This is a genomic window from Acidimicrobiia bacterium (assembly GCA_035471805.1).
Lineage (GTDB): Bacteria > Actinomycetota > Acidimicrobiia > Spongiisociales > JAHEDJ01 > JAHEDJ01.
Map to the genome: position 1 here is coordinate 1 of DATIPS010000022.1, position 17983 is coordinate 17983.

A 17983-nucleotide genomic window follows, 5' to 3' on the forward strand; every position below is an offset into this window, starting at 1 on the left:
CTGCTGGCCGGACTCATGGAGGTTCCCAAGCTGCTGGAGTAACTTCTCCCACGCGGTCCTCCGAATCGGTAGCAAATCCTCACCTGCTCCCGACGACTGAACGGCCGGTTCAGGTATGCCATCCCTGGCCTCAACCGCCGCAGGAGCGTCGGCGTCTCCGGCTCGCGCTCTTTCGCTGGTCTCGCCGAGCACCTCTGACATCAGCACAATGCGCCGATCGCCGTGTGGCCCCCGCTCGAGCCTGCTAGCGATTCGTCCCTTCCGGTACCAGCGACGAAGAGTGCTCACGCTGACGGCGGCTCGCTCTGCAGCTTCTTGGAGGGTTACCCACTGTTCCGTTGTCTCGACCTTCGCTGTCGAATCCGACTCGGCATCGGTTAGCGTGATTTCGACGATATCCGGTCCACCTGGGTCTACCCCGAACGGGCTCGACGCGGAGTCCGAACCTTCCCCTGAAACCATCAGGCCCCTCCCGTGAAGTGAGCACCGAATGCGGAAGGTACCTGCCGTGGTAACGGCCTCAGGCAGTGCGGGATGATCTCCTCGACTTGACTCATGACTCCTTCAACGTCCCCTGCCGAATCTGACTCGCAACATCGCCCCAGCGCGCTTCGCGCGCCGGTCAGTGCCAAAACAGAGGCACGCTGACTAAGTATCGCGCGCTCAAAGGGATTTCGGATAGTGGAGCTGAGGGGATTTGAACCCCTGACCCCTTGCATGCCATGCAAGTGCTCTGCCAAGCTGAGCTACAGCCCCAAATCGGACCGGTACTTTACCACTGCTTCAGATCTCGCCTATCGCGGCCGGTTCCCATTCGAGGCGAGGGGCATCGCCCCACAGACGCTCCAGGTCGTAGTGCTTCCGCGGCTCGGGCTGGAAGAGGTGAACGACTACATCGCCGAAATCGATCAGCAGCCAGATGCCATCGTCTTGCCCTTCGATACGAAGGGGAGGGCGATCATTCGCCTTCATTTGAACTGAGAGCTCATCAGCCAGAGTGAGAACCTGGCGACGGGAAGTTCCGGTAGCGATCACGAAGATCTCGGTGATCTGGATCAGTTCCGACACATCGAGCAAGATGATTTGCTCTGCTTTCTTGGCATCGAGGATGTCGGCGATTTGCGAAGCGGCTATTTGGCTATCGGAATCGACTGAGATTGTCGTCACTCCTTAGGACGAGGTCTGAACCAACGATGATAGTGAGGTCCACGACTCCACTGGGCTGTCTTTGCTCGAGAAAGACATCACCGGTGCCGAACAAACGCTGGACGGCGACGGCGGCGTTCTGGTTGCCGGGTCCCTGCGCGATGAAACGACTGACCTCGAAGTCCTGCCGATCGGCGTTGTCCGTGAAGACGACCCGGTAGCCCGCCTCGATTAGAACCTTGGCGACCGGACCGGCTGTCCCCACGAGTCCCGTACCGTTGAGGATCTCCACGCGCAATCTCGGTTCGTCCGCTATTTGCAGGTAGTCGAGCAGCTCGGTGACAAACGCCGCTCCTTCCTCGGTCGACAAGGTGTAGCGCTCCCCCGTCGACCCGACGCCTACGGCCCGATTGGTCGGGATGGCGCTGATCAACAACGGGTCGGACACGACGGCCGTCGACAACGATTGGTAGGCGACATCGGAAGGCAGCCCAAAGGTTTCGAGTAATCCGTCGAGTACGCCTGCATCCACAGCCGCAGCAGCAAACATCGCCTCCCACACGGCACCTTGACGCACCAGCCAAGCCAGTTCATCGCCATCACCCTGTTCGGTGAGCAACCGGGCGAGATCGCCGGGATCCCGATCGGCGAGCCCCTGCGCGAAGACGACCGTCTCGCCGCCGGAATCCGAGATGATCAAAGGGTTGGAAAGCTCGACGGGAACGGAGTCGCCGACGACAGATACAACCTCATCGACAGTCGCGACGCCGACGGCATCGATGCGGATCCCGAGCAGATTCGTGACCGTGAGCCGGAACAGATCCGGGCCACCAAAGAGGATTGCCTCCGAGATATCCCTCTCTCCGTACCCGGGCAACACCGCCGCCAGCGAGGGCGGGAACAGAACGAGGCGTGGTTCCTCAACCGAGTGGGAGGCCACCAGCCCGATCGAAACCAGCGAACCGCGTTCGTCGGTCAGACCCAGCAGGAGGGCCGCTCCGGTTTCGGGCGGAGGGTCGACGTCGGGCGGCATGGCTTCCGGCGACCGGTTCAACCAGGTAGTCAGAACGACCGTCGCGCCCACCACCGCCAGGGCGCCCACCGTCGCAACGGCGATCCGGCGCCGCGCTATCTTCGCCGCCTGGTAGCGGGCCTCGCGCTCGATCTCCCGATGCGTCGGAGCGGCCTGGCCGATGATTCCGGACCGGCGCCGGCGACCTGGGCGCGATCTAGCCATAGACGTGTTGCTCCTGAACGTACTGCCACACACGTTCGCGCACGTAAAACCTGATGCTCAGGCCCTTGCGTGCCCTCTCCCGGACATCGGTAGCCGACACATCGATTGGAGCCATGTCGAGCCACTCGATGGTCTTCGGCACCGCATGCTCGACCTCATGACGCCCCACGCCGGGTCGCGGAGCAACCGCGAGGTCTACCTTCTCGAGAAGGTCCCTCCATCGATGCCACGAGCGAATGCCCAGGGCCGCATCGGCGCCCAGTATCAGAACGAGTTCGTCCCCTGCGAAACTCTCGACGGTGTCGATCGTGAAGGTCGGCCCATCTCTGCGAATCTCCGAGTCATCGGCGACGAAGTAGGGGATCGGCTCAACACTCAACCTCGTCATCTCCCAACGATGCTCGGCCGAGGACACGCCCGAATCGAACTTCTGCCAGGGTGCTCCTGCGGGAATGAACGAGACCACGTCGAGCGCGAGTTGCCGGTAGGCAGTTTCGCCGGCGATCAGGTGCGCGATGTGGGGCGGGTCGAAGGTCCCGCCCAGGATTCCTCTCTTCACCCTGGACAGGATAGGCCGACCGCGGGCGACGAGAAGCAGGCACGAGCCGCAACCCGAACGACGGATCCAACAACTCGCAGGAAAGGAATCTGCGTGGATCGACGTAGCCACCGGCAACCCTCATCGAGAAATGCAGGCCGGCGGTTCCGTGCGCCACTCCGGAGACCCCGATCAACCCGCCTCTCGTCACCGGGTCTCCAACCGCCACCGCAATGCCGGCGAGAAACGAGTAGCTCGACTTCACTCCGCCACCGTGATCGACCGTCACCGTTCGATTCCCCACCACCATGCCCGCGAACGAGACGGTGCCTCCATCCGATGCCACCACGTCCGTGCCGGGGGTGACTGCGAAGTCGAGGCCCCAATGGCCTTCGTAACGCCCGATCGGCGCAAAAGGACGGACAACAGGCGCGTCGACCGGTGGATCCATTCCGGAGCAATCGGCGGCAGTCGGAGCCAAAGCTCGGGCTGCGACCAGAATGACGACGGCCAGGCGGATGAGAAGCTCCTCCGACCCGACGCACCCGCCCGCTCACGTTATCCGATCACCCGACTGCGCGGAAGCCCCTCGCGGTTGGGATGACGCCCGCCCGTTACCGCAAAGCGAACGAAGCGGCCTGCCCACGAGGCGGGCGGCCCCTCCCGAGCGAGACTCCGGTTGCCGGCGGCGAGGCGTCGCCTACTGATCGGCCATCGCCGACAGCATGTCCACCACGCGGCTCGAGTAACCCCACTCATTGTCGTACCAGGAGACAACCTTCACCATGTTGCCGGCCATGACCGTCGTCAACTGGGAGTCGAAGATGCTCGAATGAGGGTTCCCGATGATGTCGGACGACACGATCGGATCCTCTGTGTATTCGAGAATGCCCTTCAGTTCTCCCTGTGCGGCAGCCAGGAACGCCGCGTTGACCTGCTCTTTGGTGACGTCGGTCTTGAGCTGCGCCACGAAGTCGACGATGGAGCCGTCCGGGACGGGAACCCGCATTGCCATGCCGTCGAGCTTTCCATCCAGATGCGGGAGGACTTTGCCGACCGCCCGTGCAGCTCCGGTGGTTGTCGGGATGATGTTGGCGGCCGCATGGCGTGCGCGCCGCAGATCCTTGTGAGGGCTGTCGGCGATGCTCTGATCGTTCGTATAGGCGTGAATCGTGGTCATCAGGCCACGCTCGACACCGAACGCTTCGTCGAGCACCTTCACCAGCGGCGCCAGGCAGTTCGTCGTGCACGATGCGTTGGAGACGAGCTTCGCGTCGGCCGTCATCGTCTCTTCGTTGACACCCATGACAACCGTCGCGTCGACCGGATCCTTGGCCGGAACGGTCAGCAAGACCCGCTTGGCGCCTGCCGTCAGGTGCTTCTCGAGTGAGACCCGGTCCCGGAACACACCGGTCGACTCGACGACGACGTCGACTCCGAGCTCGGCCCACGGCAGGGCAGCCGGGTCGCGCTCCATCAGCATCGCAACAGTTTGGCCACCCGCCTTCATGACACCCCCGCCCACTTCGATTTCACCGTTGAAACGTCCGAAGACCGTGTCGTACTTCAACAGATGGGCGAGAGTGTCGTCGTCGGTCAGATCGTTGACCGCGACAACCTGAAGATCCGGATCGTTTCGTTCGGCGATGATCCGAAACACGGCACGTCCAATACGGCCGAAACCATTGATGGCTACTTTCATGAGTCCTCCTGGGACGAGACAGCTGGTATCGCGGTAGAGGTATCCCCCAACAGGGCCAATCTACCCCGAACCGGCGACCCGGCGAACTCGGGAGACGGCAATCAGCGACGGCCGGGCCGTTGACGGAGCCGGACCGGCGGGCGGCCGTGTAGGCCCGACGGTGAGCTAGGTGGTGCTGAGGCCGACCGCAGATCTGGGACGGGCAAGAAGGTTGAGGACTTCCTGACGGAAATCGTTCGGCTGGAAGGGTTTCGTAACGAAGGCGTCGGCCCCACCCTCATCGGCTCGTCTGCGGGACTCCTCCTCGGCGTGTGCCGTCAACACGAGCACCGGGAGGTCCTTGGTCCTGCTGTCGGACCGAAGCCGGTCGAGCACTTCCCACCCGTCCATCTCTGGAAGTCCAATGTCGAGAACGAGAAGGTCGGGATGATCGTTGAGCGCAGCGGAGAGACCAGTCGGGCCGTCCTCGCGCATGATCACTTCCAGACTGGCAGGTCGAAGACACACCTCGATGAGACGGCGAATCACCGCTGAGTCTTCAACTACCAGCACTCGGTGTGCCACAACCACTCCTCGAGTTTCCGTGTTCCAGTTTCACCTGTCGGCAAACAGAGCGGGTCGGATAAGGACTGCTGCCATCGATCTGCCCGTCAACCTGATATCGACCGACTTGCCTCGCACCTTTACGCGGAAAAGTGACTATACAAAGAAAACCTGGAATGACTAGTGGACCTATCTCTGCCAGAACCGGCCCGGGCCCGGTTCATGCGGAACAGGGCGGGAGACCCGACCGACCGGAGGCAGGGCAATCTGCTCGACGAAGGCTTCGAGCTGACGGAGGTTTCGGACTTCGTAGGCGCCCGTGCAGTGCTTGGCATAGGCGTTCATGACAGAGTCGCCCGTGTCCCAGTAGGCCTCAGGCTCGGGGTTGAGCCAGTAGACGGCACGGGAGACTTCAACGAGCTGGGGAACGATCGAGCTGTTGACATCCCGGTAGTTGTTCCTCGCATCACCGGTGATGATCACGGTGGAGCGCCGGGTCAGATGGCCACCGTATCGAGTCCAGAACTGGTCGAGGGACCGGCCGTAGTCTGAGTGGCCGTCTATCCAGATGACTTCGGCCTCAGTCGATATCCGGTCGAGTGCCTGCGGAAAGTCGGTGCCGACGTCGAGATAGGAGGTGATCTCGTCGAGGGCATCAATGAAGGCGAACGACCGGACCTTCGAGAACTGACTCGACATCGCGTACATGAACTGCAGGGTGAAGCGGGCAAAGGTGGCCATGGAGCCGGAGATGTCGCATAGAAGGAAGATCTCCGGCTTGATCGGATGCGGGGACCGGAACTGCGGTTCGATGGGAACGCCGCCCGTCGCAAGTGAGCGGCGCATCGTCCTACGGAAATCCAATCGCCCCGCTCGGCGCAAGCGACGTTTGTGGGCCAACCTCGCAGCGAGCTTGCGAGTCAGCGGGTTGATGACTTGTTCCAGCTGCGCCAGATCGGCCCTGGCCGCATGCATCAGATCGACATCTTCCAGCAGAGGCTTGCGGAGAGTCTTGGCTACGGCCTCACGACCCCGGTCCGCGACGAGTCGCCGCCTGATTTCATCCCGGATCTCTTCACGCAACTGCTCGATTCGCTCCTCATACTCCTCGCGCACGAGTCGCTCTTCGAGATCCGATCTGCCTTGGCCTTCTTCAGACTCGAGTAGACGTTCCAGCAGACCGTCCACGCCCAGACGGCGGAGAGTCCGGTATAGATAGTAGGTTCCCCCGACCGGGCGGCCGGGTTCGATCCCGGCGTAGTCATCGACCGCTCGACGGACGAGAGACCTGATACTCGCCAGGTCCTCGGCCAGCAATGCCTGAAAGAGGGCTTCGATGAGTTCGTCGAGGTCGCGGTCACCTCCCGCACCCGGCCGACCCCCCTCACCGGGCGTCGTCTCCGATTTCGATGGTGACCCGCTTCCGTCGCCGACATCCGGCTCCGGGCGGTGGTGGGCGAAGTAGACCTCGAAAGCCGTTTCGAAGGCTTCGAGGTGGCGCACGTTCTTGATCAAGGTCGCACCGAGAGTGGACTTGAAAGCCACCCGATCCGCCAGGTCGGTGTAGCGGAGGGCTTCGGTGGCGTCTATCGCCTCGACCATCGAGACCGGAACGCCGGCCGCTCGCAACTCCTGGATGAAACCGGTGAGAACATCGAGGAGCATCAGACCCTTCGCAATCAGATTTCGAGTTCTTTGGCGACCCGCTCTATGTCCGTTTGGTACTTCAGCAGAACGTGGAGTGTGTCGGTGACATCCGCCGCCTCGATCTCGGCAACACCCAGTGCGATCAGGGTGTTCGCCCAATCGATCGACTCTGAAACCGAGGGAGCTTTCTTGAGATCGAAGCTGCGGACGCTGCGAACGATGCGCGCCACCTGCTCGGCGAGATGCTCGCTGACACCCTCGACCCTGGCGAGGAGTATCTGCTTCTCGCGCTCGACCGTCGGATATCCGATGTGCAGGAACAGGCACCGGCGTTTCAGGGCCTCGGACAGCTCACGGGTGTTGTTGGACGTCAGCAACACCAGCGGTTGAGACACCGCCCGCATCGTTCCAAGCTCCGGGATGGAAACCTGGAACTCGGACAGCACCTCGAGGAGCAGCGCTTCGGTCTCCACTTCGACGCGGTCGATCTCGTCGATCAGCAAAACCACCGGCTCGTCGGTGGTGATCGCCTCGAGGAGCGGACGCGTCAGCAGGTAGTCCTCACTGAAGATGTCTTCTTCGAGCCGGCCCCAGTCGGACCCCTGGTCGGCCTGGATTCGAAGCAACTGCTTCTTGTAGTTCCACTCGTAGAGCGCTTTGGATTCGTCCAGACCTTCGTAACACTGCAAACGAATCAACCGCCTGTCGTGGACGGCTGCGAGCGCCTTGGCGAGTTCGGTCTTGCCGACGCCGGCCGGCCCCTCGATCAGCACCGGCTTGCCGAGCCGCTCGGCCAGGAACACCACCTGGGCGATCCGATCGTCGGCCAGGTACTTGACGTCCTCGAGAGCTGCCTTGACTTCGCGGGGTTCGGCGAACGTGATCATGAACGAATCTGGCCTTCTCCATACAACACATATTTCTCAGTGGTGAGCGCCTCGAGGCCCATGGGGCCGCGAACATGCAGCTTCTGGGTCGAGATACCGATCTCGGCCCCGAACCCGAACTCCTCACCGTCGGTGAATCGAGTCGACGCGTTCACCATCACGACAGCACTGTCGGTCTCGCGGACAAACCGTTCGGCGGCTTCGAGATTCGCAGTCACTATGGCCTCGGTATGTCCGCTGGAGAACATCCGAATGTGCTCGACCGCCTCATCGAACGACGCGACCACCTTGACGGCCATCTTCAGATCCAGGTACTCGGTCGGCCAGTCCTCGTCCGTGGCGGCAACGAGATCGGGAAGGATGGCCCTTGCCGCCGCGTCTCCTCGCAACTCGACTCCGAAGTCCCTGAGACGCCCGGCGATGACGGGAAGAAACTGGTCCGCCACGTCGCCATGGACGATCAGCTTCTCTGCAGCATTGCACACGCCCGGCCGGTGTGTCTTGGCGTTGAAAGCGATGTCGGCGGCCATCGAGAGGTCGGCCGAGGCATCGACGTATACATGGCAGTTGCCGGCACCGTCGATGACGAATGGCACGGTCGCCTGCTCCTCGATGGCCGCGATGAGACCCGGACCACCCCGCGGGACCAGCAGATCTATCCACTCCCTGGCCTGCATCAGGGCAGTTGCCGCCTGCCGGCTGGTGTCCTGCATCAGTTGAACGGCATCTTCCGGTAATCCGTGCTTTCCGAGTGCAGCCCGAAGGGCACCCGCGATCGCGTTGTTGGACCGAAGGGTGTACGACGAGCCGCGCAGGATTGCAGCGTTTCCGGACTTGAAACACAATCCTGCCGCGTCGGCCGTTACGTTTGGCCTGGCCTCGTAGATGATCGCGACGACGCCCAGGGGCACCCGCATTCTCTGCAAACGAATGCCGTTCACCAACACCCAGCCGCCTGTGAGCGATCCCACCGGGTCGGGCAGCGCAGCCACCGTTCGCAACCCGTTGGCGATGGCGACCACTCGTTCTGGGTTGAGAGCCAACCTGTCGAGCAACGCCCCGCTCACTCCCTGAGCACGCGCATCGCCCATGTCGTCGGCATTCGCACTCAAGATCTGTTCGACCCTTGCCTCGAGTTCGGCCGCCATCGTGCCCAGAACGCCGGTCTTGGTGGCAGGGTCGAGCGTGGCGAGCAAACGTGCGGCTCTCTTTGCCTTTTGGCCGATCTGATCAATCATTCCGGCGGAGTGTAGTTGCGACCGGAGCAAGACGGCCGGGTACTACGCTGTTGAGCCACCTTCGAGGGGAGGCGCGATCCAGGCAATGAGAATCGTTATCGTCGGAGCCGGAGCCGTCGGCTCCTATCTAGCCGCGCGGCTCTCCAGCGAGGGCCAGGATGTGGTCGTCATCGAGAGCGACGAACGCCATGCCGCCCATCTCCAGGAATCGGTTGACGCTCTCGTCATCGTCGGCAACGGCGCCAGTCCCAGCTCACTCGAGGAAGCCGGAATCCGAAAAGCAGACCTGCTGATTGCCGTCTCCAACTCGGACGGTGCAAATGCCCTGGCTTGTCACACGGCGCGAACAATGGGAGTCAAACGGACCGTTGCCCGCATCGAGGACCAGGAGTTGCGCTCCGGATTGCAGGGCCTCGGCGTGGACGTCGTGATCGACCCGGGCGAGATGGCCGCGCGTGAGATCGTGGGCCTGCTCGGACACAGCGGGGTTTCGGACCTCGTCGAGTTCGCCAGAGGCAAATTGGTGCTGGTTGGTGGCATCACGCGGAAACACAGTGCGATGGTCGGCCGGCCTCTGGCCGAACTCCGATCTTCAACCACCTGGGAATGGGTGGTGACGGCGGTCGTCAGGAACGGGGAGACCATCGTCGCACGCGGCGACACCGTGATCCAGGAAGGGGATCACGTGCTGGTGATGACGACAACCGAGAACCTCGACCGGGCAGCCGAGTTCATGGGCGTGAATCAGCAGCAGGTACGCCGCGCAATCATCGTCGGGGCGACCAGGCTGGCCGAACTCACCGCTGATCAACTCCTCCAGGAAGGAGTCGATGTCGTGATGGTCGATGAGGACGCCGACCGCTGCCGATCCCTGGCCGAACGGCATGATCGGGTCCTGGTGTTGTGCGCCGATCCGACCGATCCTGCCGTCCTGGAGGAGTTGGGCGTGAACGGCAAGGACGCCGTGGTGGGCCTCTCGGGATGGGATACCGTCAACGCCCTGTCCTGCATGGTGGCCAAAGCGCTCGGCGCAGCCACAACGATCGCCCGGTTCAACCGGATCTCCTACGTCGGGCTACTCGGCGGAACCGGCATAGACGCGGCGGTGTCCGCCAGGCTGGCTGCCGCCAACGCCATACTTCGATTCGTGCGACGCGGCCGGATCCATTCTGTGGCGACCTTCAAGGACACCGACGCGGAAGCCATCGAGATCGAGGTTGCCGCCAGCAGCCAAGCCGTCGGAAAGGTCGTCAGCGAACTGAACCTGAACGCCGGAGCAATCATCGGGGGCATCCACCGGGAAGGCGACGCTCTCGTGCCTCACGGCGGAATCGAAATCCACCCACGCGACCGTCTCATCCTCTTCGCCCTCCCGTCGGCCATCCACGACGTCGAGAAGCTCTTCACCGGCTGATGTCGTCACCAGCCACCGCGGGCGCTGCACAGCAGGACTCGATGGGACGCCGATTGTCGTTCATCATCGGGGCGGTGGTGGCGGCGAGCGGATTGGCCATGGTGCCCGCCGCGCTCGTCTCAGCTGGATACCAGGAGTGGGCGGAAGCCGGTCAGATTCTCGCCGCGGCTGCGGTGACCATCGTGGTCGGACTCTTCGCCTGGCGCATCATCGGAAAGCACGGCGTCCTCACCACCAAGGAGGGCTTCGCCGCCGTTGGGCTCGCCTGGTTCGTGATGGCTTTCTTCGGAACGCTCCCGTATCTGTTCACCGGATCGATCACCAGTCTCACCGACGCATTCTTCGAGACCGCAGCCGGATTCACCACGACGGGCGCCTCGATCATCGCCGATCCTGCCGAGCTGTCCCACGGCGTCCTGATCTGGAGGGCCGGTACCCAATGGTTGGGCGGAATGGGCGTGATCGTCCTGTCGATTGCCATCCTCCCTCTTCTCGGTGTCGGCGGAGTTCAACTGGCCAGGGCCGAGTCTCCCGGGCCGCAACCCGACAGGTTGACACCGCGTTTTCGAGAGACGGCCAAGCGCCTCTGGTGGATATACGTGGCCTTCACCGTGCTCGAGATCCTGATGCTCTGGGCCGGGGACATGAATCTGTTTCAGGCGGTGGCCCACTCTTTCACGACGATGTCGACCGGTGGTTTCAGTACGGAAGCAACCTCGATCAGCGGCTTCAGCCCCTACACGCAGTGGGTCATCACCGCTTTCATGTTCATCGCCGGAGCATCCTTCGCCCTGCACTTCCGCGCCTTGCGAAGACCCGGGGAATACCTCCGCAACGCCGAGTTTCGCCTCTATGCCCTACTGCTCTTCGTGGCGATCGCGGTCGTCTCGTTCGGAATCTGGACGACGGACATGTGGCATGGATCGTTGCGAGATGCCGCGTTCACGACCACTTCGATAATGACTACAACCGGATACGCGACCGCGGACTTCGGGTCCTGGGCACCCGGCCTCCAGATCCTCATCGTCGGACTGATGTTCCTGGGCGGCAGCTCTGGTTCAACGGCGGGCGGTGTGAAGACTTTCCGCGTCGCCGTCCTCACCCGGGCCGCGGCAGCCGACCTGCGCCGACTCGTCCATCCGCGCTCTGTTCTCATCACCCGCTTCGGAGGAAAAGCGGTGTCCGACCCGATTGTCGGATCAGTCCAATCCTTCTTCCTGTTCTACATGTTCCTGTTCATGACGGGAACGGTTCTCCTCGGCCTCATCGAATCGCGCCTGGGCACCGGCCTGGACCTCATCACTTCGACGTCCGCGGTCGCTTCGAGTCTGGGCAATATCGGGCCCGGCCTCGGACTGGTCGGCCCAACCTCCAACTTCATGGCCGTTCCGAACGTTGGCAAGTGGCTTCTCTCGTTCCTGATGATTGCCGGTCGCCTCGAGATCTTCCCCGTGCTCTTGCTGTTCACTCGTGACCTCTGGCGACGGTAGACGGAACCACGATTAACCGTTCGCGATTTCCCTGGGTTCCACGGCTGGAGGCCTCCATTGCTCGCCGACCAGCTACTCGCGACTCGTTCGTCGTATCATCACGCGGATGAGGAGAAGGAAGTCATGCGAATCGTGATCGCGGGCTGCGGGCGGGTCGGCGCCAACGTGGCGAAGATGCTGGTCGGAGCCGGGCATGACGTCACGGTCGTCGACCGAAGCGAAGAGGCGCTCGAAACCCTCGGACGCGCCTTCAACGGGACCGTCGTTCTCGGGGAAGCATACGATGTCGACACGTTGCGAGAGGCCGGCATCGAACTCGCCGATGTGTTCCTGGCGGTGACGGATTCCGACAACGCCAACCTCATGGCAAGCGAGGTGGCCAAAGCCGTATTCGACGTGCCCCGGTCGATCGCACGCCTCTACGACCCTGCCCGCGAAGAGACCTACCACGCTCTCGACATTCACCACGTGACCGGGACCAAACTGATCGCCAACGTGCTCTATGAGCAGATCATGGACGAAGAGTTCGCCTTCCACGTCACTTTCCCGAAGGGCGACGTCGAAGTGGTCGAGTTCCACCTTTCGGAGGCCGCCGACGGCATGCGGGTGGATCAGCTCGAGATCGACCACGAACTGCGGATAGCCGCCATCCAGCGTGGTGAGGTGACCGTGATCCCGAAAGACGAGCTGAAGCTGCGCGGCGGCGATCTGGTGGTGGCCGCCGCTCGCGAGGGCGTCCGCAGCCGGATCCACAAGTACGTGACCGAGAAAGACCGCTGATCGTGCGAATCGTGATCATCGGAGGCGGAAAGGTCGGCGGGTTCCTCGCCAGACAGCTACGCGAGGCGGGCCACACGATCACGGTGATCGAGCTCAATGAGTCGAACGCCGAGGAACTCGCCGCCGACGCGGACGTCCTGTGCCTCCTTGGAGACGGAACCGACGTTGCACTCCTGAGGAGAGCCGAAACCCAGCGAGCCGACTACCTGCTGGCGCTGACCGGCCGCGACGAAGACAACCTGGTTGCATGCCAGCTCGCCAAAGCTGCCTTCGGAACCCCGAGGGTGCTTGCCAGGCTCAACGACCCCCGTAACCGTCGCACGTTCGACGCGCTCCAGGTTCCGGTCGTCGGCTTCACCGACGTGGTGGCAAAGGTGATCAGCAGCGAACTGGACGTCGGTGAACTGGCGCGCGTTGCCCTGCTCGATCGCGGAGACGTCAGTCTGCTCGAGATCGTCATACCCGATGATCTTCCGCCCCGCGAGGTCGATTCACTGAGCCTGCCGCCGTCGAGCATCCTCGTCGCGGTTCGCCGGGACGGCGCGGTGCTGGTTCCCGGCCCGGAGACCATGATTCAGGCCGGGGATCGGGTTCTCGCCGTCACCAGAACAGAGACGGAGGAAGGCGTGAGGGATGCTCTGGTCAGGATGACCCCCGCCTCGGGTCAGAGAGAAGACGCCAACACCGCAATACTCGAAGGAAAGGGAATCGAGATCTCCGGTGCGCCGGGAACACCGGAAAGCCCGGGTGAGGGAAATGGCTAGAAGACGGCGGAGGGCCTACGAGTACGTCGTCGGAGGGTTCGCAGGCGTACTCATCGAGGTCGGAGCACTCGTTGTCCTCAGCCTCACAGCACTGCTGACCGCCCTCATCGTTGCGTGGATCCTGTGAAGTGCTGATCCGTCCGCAATCCTCCGACATCAAACTGGTCGGCTTCCAGCTCGGCAGGGTTCTCTATGTTGTCGGAATCGCCGGCATAATCCCGCTCGTCTGGGCAATCATCGATCGAGATTGGCATTCCGCCTCCTCGTTCATCTTCATGATCGGTTTGGCACTTGCCATCGCCGCCTCTGTGGAGAGGTTCCGTCCCAAAGAAGAGCACGCCGGCTGGCATCACGGCATGGTCACAGTCGCGCTCGTGTGGCTGGTGGTCCCGGCCCTCGGCGCCATTCCGCTGGCGCTGAGCCGCCACTACGGCCGCCCGCTGGACGCCTTCTTCGATGCGATGAGCGGCGTCACAACCACCGGCCTGGCCTTGATTCAGGATGTTGATCACCTCGCCTCCTCGATCAACGTGTGGCGAAGCGCCCTGCAGTTCCTCGGCGGCCAGGGGATCGTTCTGGCGGCCCTGATGTTCTTCGGTGGAGGCGGCGTACTGGCGCTCTACCACGGTGAGGCTCGGGACGAGCGCATCTTCCCCTCGGTTGGCTCGACGGCTCGCTTCATCTGGTCGGTCAGCCTCTTCCATGCCGTGTTCGGCATCACCGCACTGTGGGCCGTGGGATCGTTCATCCTGGGGTTTCATCCGATGCGTTCGCTTCTGCATGCGATAACCATCTTCATGTCGGCCTTCGATACCGGAGGATTCGCCCCGATGAGCACGAGCATCGGCTACTACCACTCGGTGACCTACGAGTCCGTGATCGGGGTTCTGATGGTGGCCGGGGCATTGTCGTTCGGCGCCCATTACGCGCTGTGGAGAGGGCCCCGCAACCTGCTGCGCAACCTGGAAGCCCGCACGATCCTCACGACTTTCGCCGGGACCCTCATCATCGCGCTGTTCGGCCTCGCAGCTACCGGGTTGTACACGGACGGACTCTCTCTCGGTCGACAGGGGTTCTTCCAACTCCTCTCCGCACATACGGGTACCGGCTTTTCGACCGTGCCGCCGGCGGACCTGATCCGATGGAGTGGTCTCGCCTTCGGAGGAATCACGATTGCCATGGCTCTGGGAGGAATGGGTTCATCCACCGCAGGAGGGGTCAAGGCTCTGAGGATCGGCCTCACGGTGCGTTCTCTGTGGAATACCGTCAAGGAAGCTCTGCTTCCCGAAGGGTCGGTCATCTCTAATCGCTACTCGCAGGGAAGCCCCAAGGTGCTGCATCCGGAACTGGCCCAGTCGGTCATGACGATCTCCCTTCTCTACGTCGGCCTGTACCTCCTGGGAACAGCAGTCGGGATCGCATACGGTGTGCCGCTCCAGCAGGCCATGTTCGAGTCGGTGAGTGCAGGGGCCTCCGTCGGCCTATCGGTAGGAGTTGTGGACCCGACGATGCCGGTCATCCTGGAACTGGTCTACGTTCTACAGATGTGGATCGGCCGCCTCGAGTTCGTCGCCGTGTTCGCCCTCGTCGGGTTCGTCGTCAGCTGGGTGGTAGGCGAATGAGGGTGTGCATGATCCTGACCTCCGTCGCAATGCTGCTGGTCGGACCGGCACTCCCGTCAGCCGCAACCGAAGTATCAGATCTACTGTCGGATCCGGAGTCATGGGCGGGCAAGGTCGTAGAGGTCAGCGGCGAGATCGTCGGTGACTACGGACGGCACTCCGGCTCCTTCTGGCTACAGCTGAACGACGACGCCTATGCCGTGGAGCCGCTGCTCGAGACGGGACGCCTGGCAGGGTCGAATATCGGCCTCACCCTCCGCGTCCCACCCGAACTGTTCGAAGAGATCGCAGCAGCAGAGCAACCTGGTGGATACCGGTGGCGCGGGCCGATTCTCAAGGTCGTCGGCGAGTATCGCTACCACGACCCCGATCGCAGCGGTGAGACGTACATCGCAGTGACTGCCCTCGAAATCGTCGAATCGGGGCGGCACCTGCCCTCAGAGGCAACGGGACCGTTGGGAATGGTCGGAGTGATTCTGGCAGTAGGTGCCGCAACTGTGCTGGCGCGGCACGCACGACAGCGCAGACGCGAATGGCGGCTCGAGGACTAGCCGAAAACTGATTGCCCTAACGGCCATGCGCCAATACGACCAGCTGGTCCCGGTGAATCACGATCATTCCCTCGCGCTCACCCGCACCGGCTGCACGTTGGAAATCGGCAGCACCGACCTGGACCTGGCCCTTGGCAAGCAGCCTCCCGGTTCCGTCGAAAACTTCGACGGCATCGCCGGCGATGAAGTCGCCGCGCGCCTCAGCGACCCCGACGGCCAGCAATGAAGCACCGTCTTGCACAACGGCTCGAACCGCCCCCGGATCGATCGTGATCGATCCGGAAGAAGGGAGCCCAAAGGCGATCCACAGTTTGCGGGCGGACAATCCGCTCGGGTGCGGCTCGACCCATGTCCCCCGTGACTTGCCGGACAGTGCAGTACCCAGGACGGAATCATCGCCTGCCGAGGTGATGATGGTGGGAATCCCAGACCAGGCAGCCATCCGCGCCGCGGCGACTTTGGTCGCCACTCCACCCGAGCCGAACGGGCCGGACGATCCGCGCGCCACCGAATCGAGCACATCGTCCGTGTGCCTGACGGCGGCGAGAAGTTCGGCATCGTCCGCCAGACGCGGATCAGACGAATACAAGCCGGCGGTGTCTGTGAGCAAGAGGAGCAGCCCGGCGCCGATCAGATGCGAGACGATGGCGGCGAGCCTGTCGTTGTCCCCCAGGCGAAGTTCCTCCACCGCCACCGTGTCGTTCTCGTTCACGATCGGGACGACACCAACGCTGAGCATCCGTTCGAGAGCCTGACGGGCATGCAGGTATTGATCGCGATTGGCCAGGATGTCTTTGGTCAAGAGAACCTGACCGGCCACCATCCCTCGCTGTGAGAACTCCGACGTGTAGCGCTCCATGAGGCGGCCCTGTCCGACAGATGCGGCGACCTGGAGCCCGGGAAGGTCTCTCGGGCGTTCACTCAACCCGAGTGCGGGCAGCCCGGCGGCAACGGCGCCCGACGTGACCAGAACCGTCGGATGTCCGGCCTTCCAGCCTTCGCCGATCATCTCGACCGTCCGGGCGATAGCCCGATCGTCGATTCCACCCTGGCGCAACGTCAGGCTCGAAGAACCTACCTTCACCACAATACGCGCCCCGCCGGCGATCGGGCGATGGCCGGTCACTCTTCTTCCCCGCCGTCGGTCTCCTCATCATCGGGATCCGAGTACTCGAACACCAGCTCCCCGATACGCACTTCGTCGCCCGTGACTGCGCCGGCCTCCCGGAGGGCGGCGTCGACGCCGATGCGTTCCAAACGGCGAGCGACGAAGTCGGCCGTTTGCGGAACGGTCAGATCATCGAGGCGGATTGCCCGCTCTGCGGCGCGCCCCGTCACTTCCCAGCCGGTCGGGGTCGCGAATACCTCGAAGCCCTCCCTGACGGGACGATGCAGTATGAATCCTTCTCGACCCGGTTCTTCGCGAACGGCGCGATCGACGGCATCGGCCACCGCGTGCAGGAACGGCTCGATGCCACGATGGACAACCGCGGAAATCGCAAAGACGACGGATTCGCCGAGTGCAGAAGCGAGAGCTTCGGTGTCGAAATCGTCCGCTGCCAAATCTGATTTGGACAATGCGACGACACGGGGCCTCTCGATCAGGTCGGCCGAGTGGCGCTCCAGTTCCTCGAGCAGCACGCTGTATTGCTCCTCCGGTGACACGACCTGGAGCGGCGACGGGTCGAGAAGAACGATCAACGCACGAGCCCGCTCGACATGCCGGAGAAACTCGTGACCAAGGCCTCGCCCTTCGGATGCCCCCTCGATGAGTCCCGGAATGTCGGCGACCACGAACTCCCGCTTGCCGATCGAAACAACACCGAGATTGGGCTCGAGTGTGGTGAACGGATAGTCGGCTATCTTCGGCTTCGCGGCGCTGATGGCAGATATCAGAGTGCTCTTGCCGGCGTTCGGAAAGCCGATGAGCGCCGCGTCGGCGAGCAGGCGCACCTCGAGCGTGAACGAAGCCGCATCACCGTATTCACCTTGTTCGGCGAAGGCCGGTGCCCGCCGTTTAGACGAGATGAAGGCTGCGTTGCCCCCGCCACCGCGCCCACCTTCGAGCGCCTTGACCATTTGCCCGTGTTTGACGAGATCGGCAATCATCGTGCCATCTTCGTCGTACACGGTCGTGCCGAGCGGAACTTTGAGGATCAGGTCCTCACCCCGACGGCCGTGCTGGAGGTCACCCCGGCCGTGGGTGCCGTCCTTGGCGGAATGATGGGGATTTCGTTGATAGATCAGCAGCGTTGCAATCGCTTCATCAGCTGCGATATAGACGTCGCCGCCGGAGCCGCCCGATCCACCGATCGGCTTGCCCTTGGGCTTGCCCCGCGACCGCACATAAGAAACCACCCCCGCACCGCCATTGCCGGCGCGGAGGTGAACTTGTACCTGATCGACGAACACCGGGCCGAGCCG

The 17983-nt window shown here is 63.0% G+C and carries 18 protein-coding genes and 1 tRNA gene; 7 read left to right on the top strand and 12 right to left on the bottom strand.

Annotation, left to right across the window (positions count from 1 at the left end):
* The 10 genes from VLT15_04515 to VLT15_04560 form a co-directional block, all read right to left on the bottom strand.
* The coding region (locus tag VLT15_04515; protein ID HSR44479.1) for a hypothetical protein at positions 1-201 on the bottom strand (201 nt) is incomplete at its 3' end.
* 481 nt (positions 202-682) lie between these two features.
* A tRNA-Ala gene (locus VLT15_04520) sits at positions 683-756 on the bottom strand.
* 27 nt (positions 757-783) lie between these two features.
* Positions 784-1167 (bottom strand): ribosome silencing factor, encoded by a 384-nt coding sequence (rsfS, locus tag VLT15_04525; protein HSR44480.1) that lies wholly within the window; start codon positions 1165-1167, stop codon positions 784-786.
* Positions 1139-2383 (bottom strand): LCP family protein, encoded by a 1245-nt coding sequence (locus VLT15_04530; protein ID HSR44481.1) that lies wholly within the window; start codon positions 2381-2383, stop codon positions 1139-1141. The genes rsfS and VLT15_04530 overlap by 29 nt, the downstream gene beginning before the upstream one ends.
* Positions 2376-2942 carry a nicotinate-nucleotide adenylyltransferase gene (nadD, locus tag VLT15_04535; protein HSR44482.1) on the bottom strand — a complete coding sequence of 189 codons (567 nt, stop codon included), beginning with the start codon at positions 2940-2942 and terminating at the stop codon, positions 2376-2378. Before nadD ends, VLT15_04530 begins: the two co-directional genes overlap by 8 nt.
* 679 nt (positions 2943-3621) lie before the next feature.
* Positions 3622-4623 (bottom strand): type I glyceraldehyde-3-phosphate dehydrogenase, encoded by a 1002-nt coding sequence (gene gap / locus VLT15_04540; protein HSR44483.1) that lies wholly within the window; start codon positions 4621-4623, stop codon positions 3622-3624.
* Positions 4624-4788: 165 nt separating this feature from the next.
* Positions 4789-5187: a response regulator gene (locus tag VLT15_04545; GenBank protein HSR44484.1), complete on the bottom strand. Its 399-nt coding sequence runs from the start codon at positions 5185-5187 to the stop codon at positions 4789-4791.
* A 168-nt stretch (positions 5188-5355) separates the two neighbouring features.
* A complete protein-coding gene (locus VLT15_04550) occupies positions 5356-6831 on the bottom strand; it encodes a VWA domain-containing protein (protein HSR44485.1) in 1476 nt (491 codons plus the stop codon).
* A 14-nt stretch (positions 6832-6845) separates the two neighbouring features.
* Complete coding sequence (locus tag VLT15_04555) at positions 6846-7700, bottom strand: MoxR family ATPase (protein ID HSR44486.1); 855 nt, start codon at positions 7698-7700, stop codon at positions 6846-6848.
* Complete coding sequence (locus VLT15_04560; protein HSR44487.1) at positions 7697-8968, bottom strand: glutamate-5-semialdehyde dehydrogenase; 1272 nt, start codon at positions 8966-8968, stop codon at positions 7697-7699. The genes VLT15_04555 and VLT15_04560 overlap by 4 nt, the downstream gene beginning before the upstream one ends.
* Positions 8969-9023: 55 nt before the next feature.
* Here VLT15_04560 and trkA point away from each other — a divergent pair, with 55 nt between their 5' ends.
* The 7 genes from trkA to VLT15_04595 all read left to right on the top strand — a co-directional run bounded on the left by trkA (position 9024) and on the right by VLT15_04595 (position 15559).
* On the top strand, positions 9024-10352 hold the full coding sequence (gene trkA / locus VLT15_04565) for a Trk system potassium transporter TrkA (GenBank protein HSR44488.1): 1329 nt from the start codon (positions 9024-9026) through the stop codon (positions 10350-10352).
* Entirely contained in the window at positions 10352-11842 is a 1491-nt protein-coding gene (locus VLT15_04570; protein ID HSR44489.1) for a TrkH family potassium uptake protein, read from the top strand. The genes trkA and VLT15_04570 overlap by 1 nt, the downstream gene beginning before the upstream one ends.
* A gap of 123 nt (positions 11843-11965) precedes the next feature.
* Positions 11966-12622, top strand: a complete 657-nt coding sequence (locus VLT15_04575; GenBank protein ID HSR44490.1) for an NAD-binding protein — start codon at positions 11966-11968, stop codon at positions 12620-12622.
* A 2-nt stretch (positions 12623-12624) separates the two neighbouring features.
* On the top strand, positions 12625-13386 hold the full coding sequence (locus VLT15_04580; protein HSR44491.1) for a TrkA family potassium uptake protein: 762 nt from the start codon (positions 12625-12627) through the stop codon (positions 13384-13386).
* Positions 13379-13513 (top strand): hypothetical protein, encoded by a 135-nt coding sequence (locus VLT15_04585; protein ID HSR44492.1) that lies wholly within the window; start codon positions 13379-13381, stop codon positions 13511-13513. The genes VLT15_04580 and VLT15_04585 overlap by 8 nt, the downstream gene beginning before the upstream one ends.
* Position 13514: 1 nt before the next feature.
* Complete coding sequence (locus VLT15_04590) at positions 13515-15008, top strand: potassium transporter TrkG (GenBank protein HSR44493.1); 1494 nt, start codon at positions 13515-13517, stop codon at positions 15006-15008.
* A gap of 8 nt (positions 15009-15016) precedes the next feature.
* Entirely contained in the window at positions 15017-15559 is a 543-nt protein-coding gene (locus VLT15_04595) for a hypothetical protein (GenBank protein ID HSR44494.1), read from the top strand.
* A gap of 16 nt (positions 15560-15575) precedes the next feature.
* On the opposite strand, the gene proB is transcribed toward VLT15_04595, so the two are convergent.
* Entirely contained in the window at positions 15576-16685 is a 1110-nt protein-coding gene (proB, locus tag VLT15_04600; GenBank protein HSR44495.1) for a glutamate 5-kinase, read from the bottom strand.
* Positions 16682-17971: a GTPase ObgE gene (gene obgE, locus VLT15_04605; protein ID HSR44496.1), complete on the bottom strand. Its 1290-nt coding sequence runs from the start codon at positions 17969-17971 to the stop codon at positions 16682-16684. Before obgE ends, proB begins: the two co-directional genes overlap by 4 nt.
* Between the last annotated feature and the right edge of the window lie 12 nt (positions 17972-17983).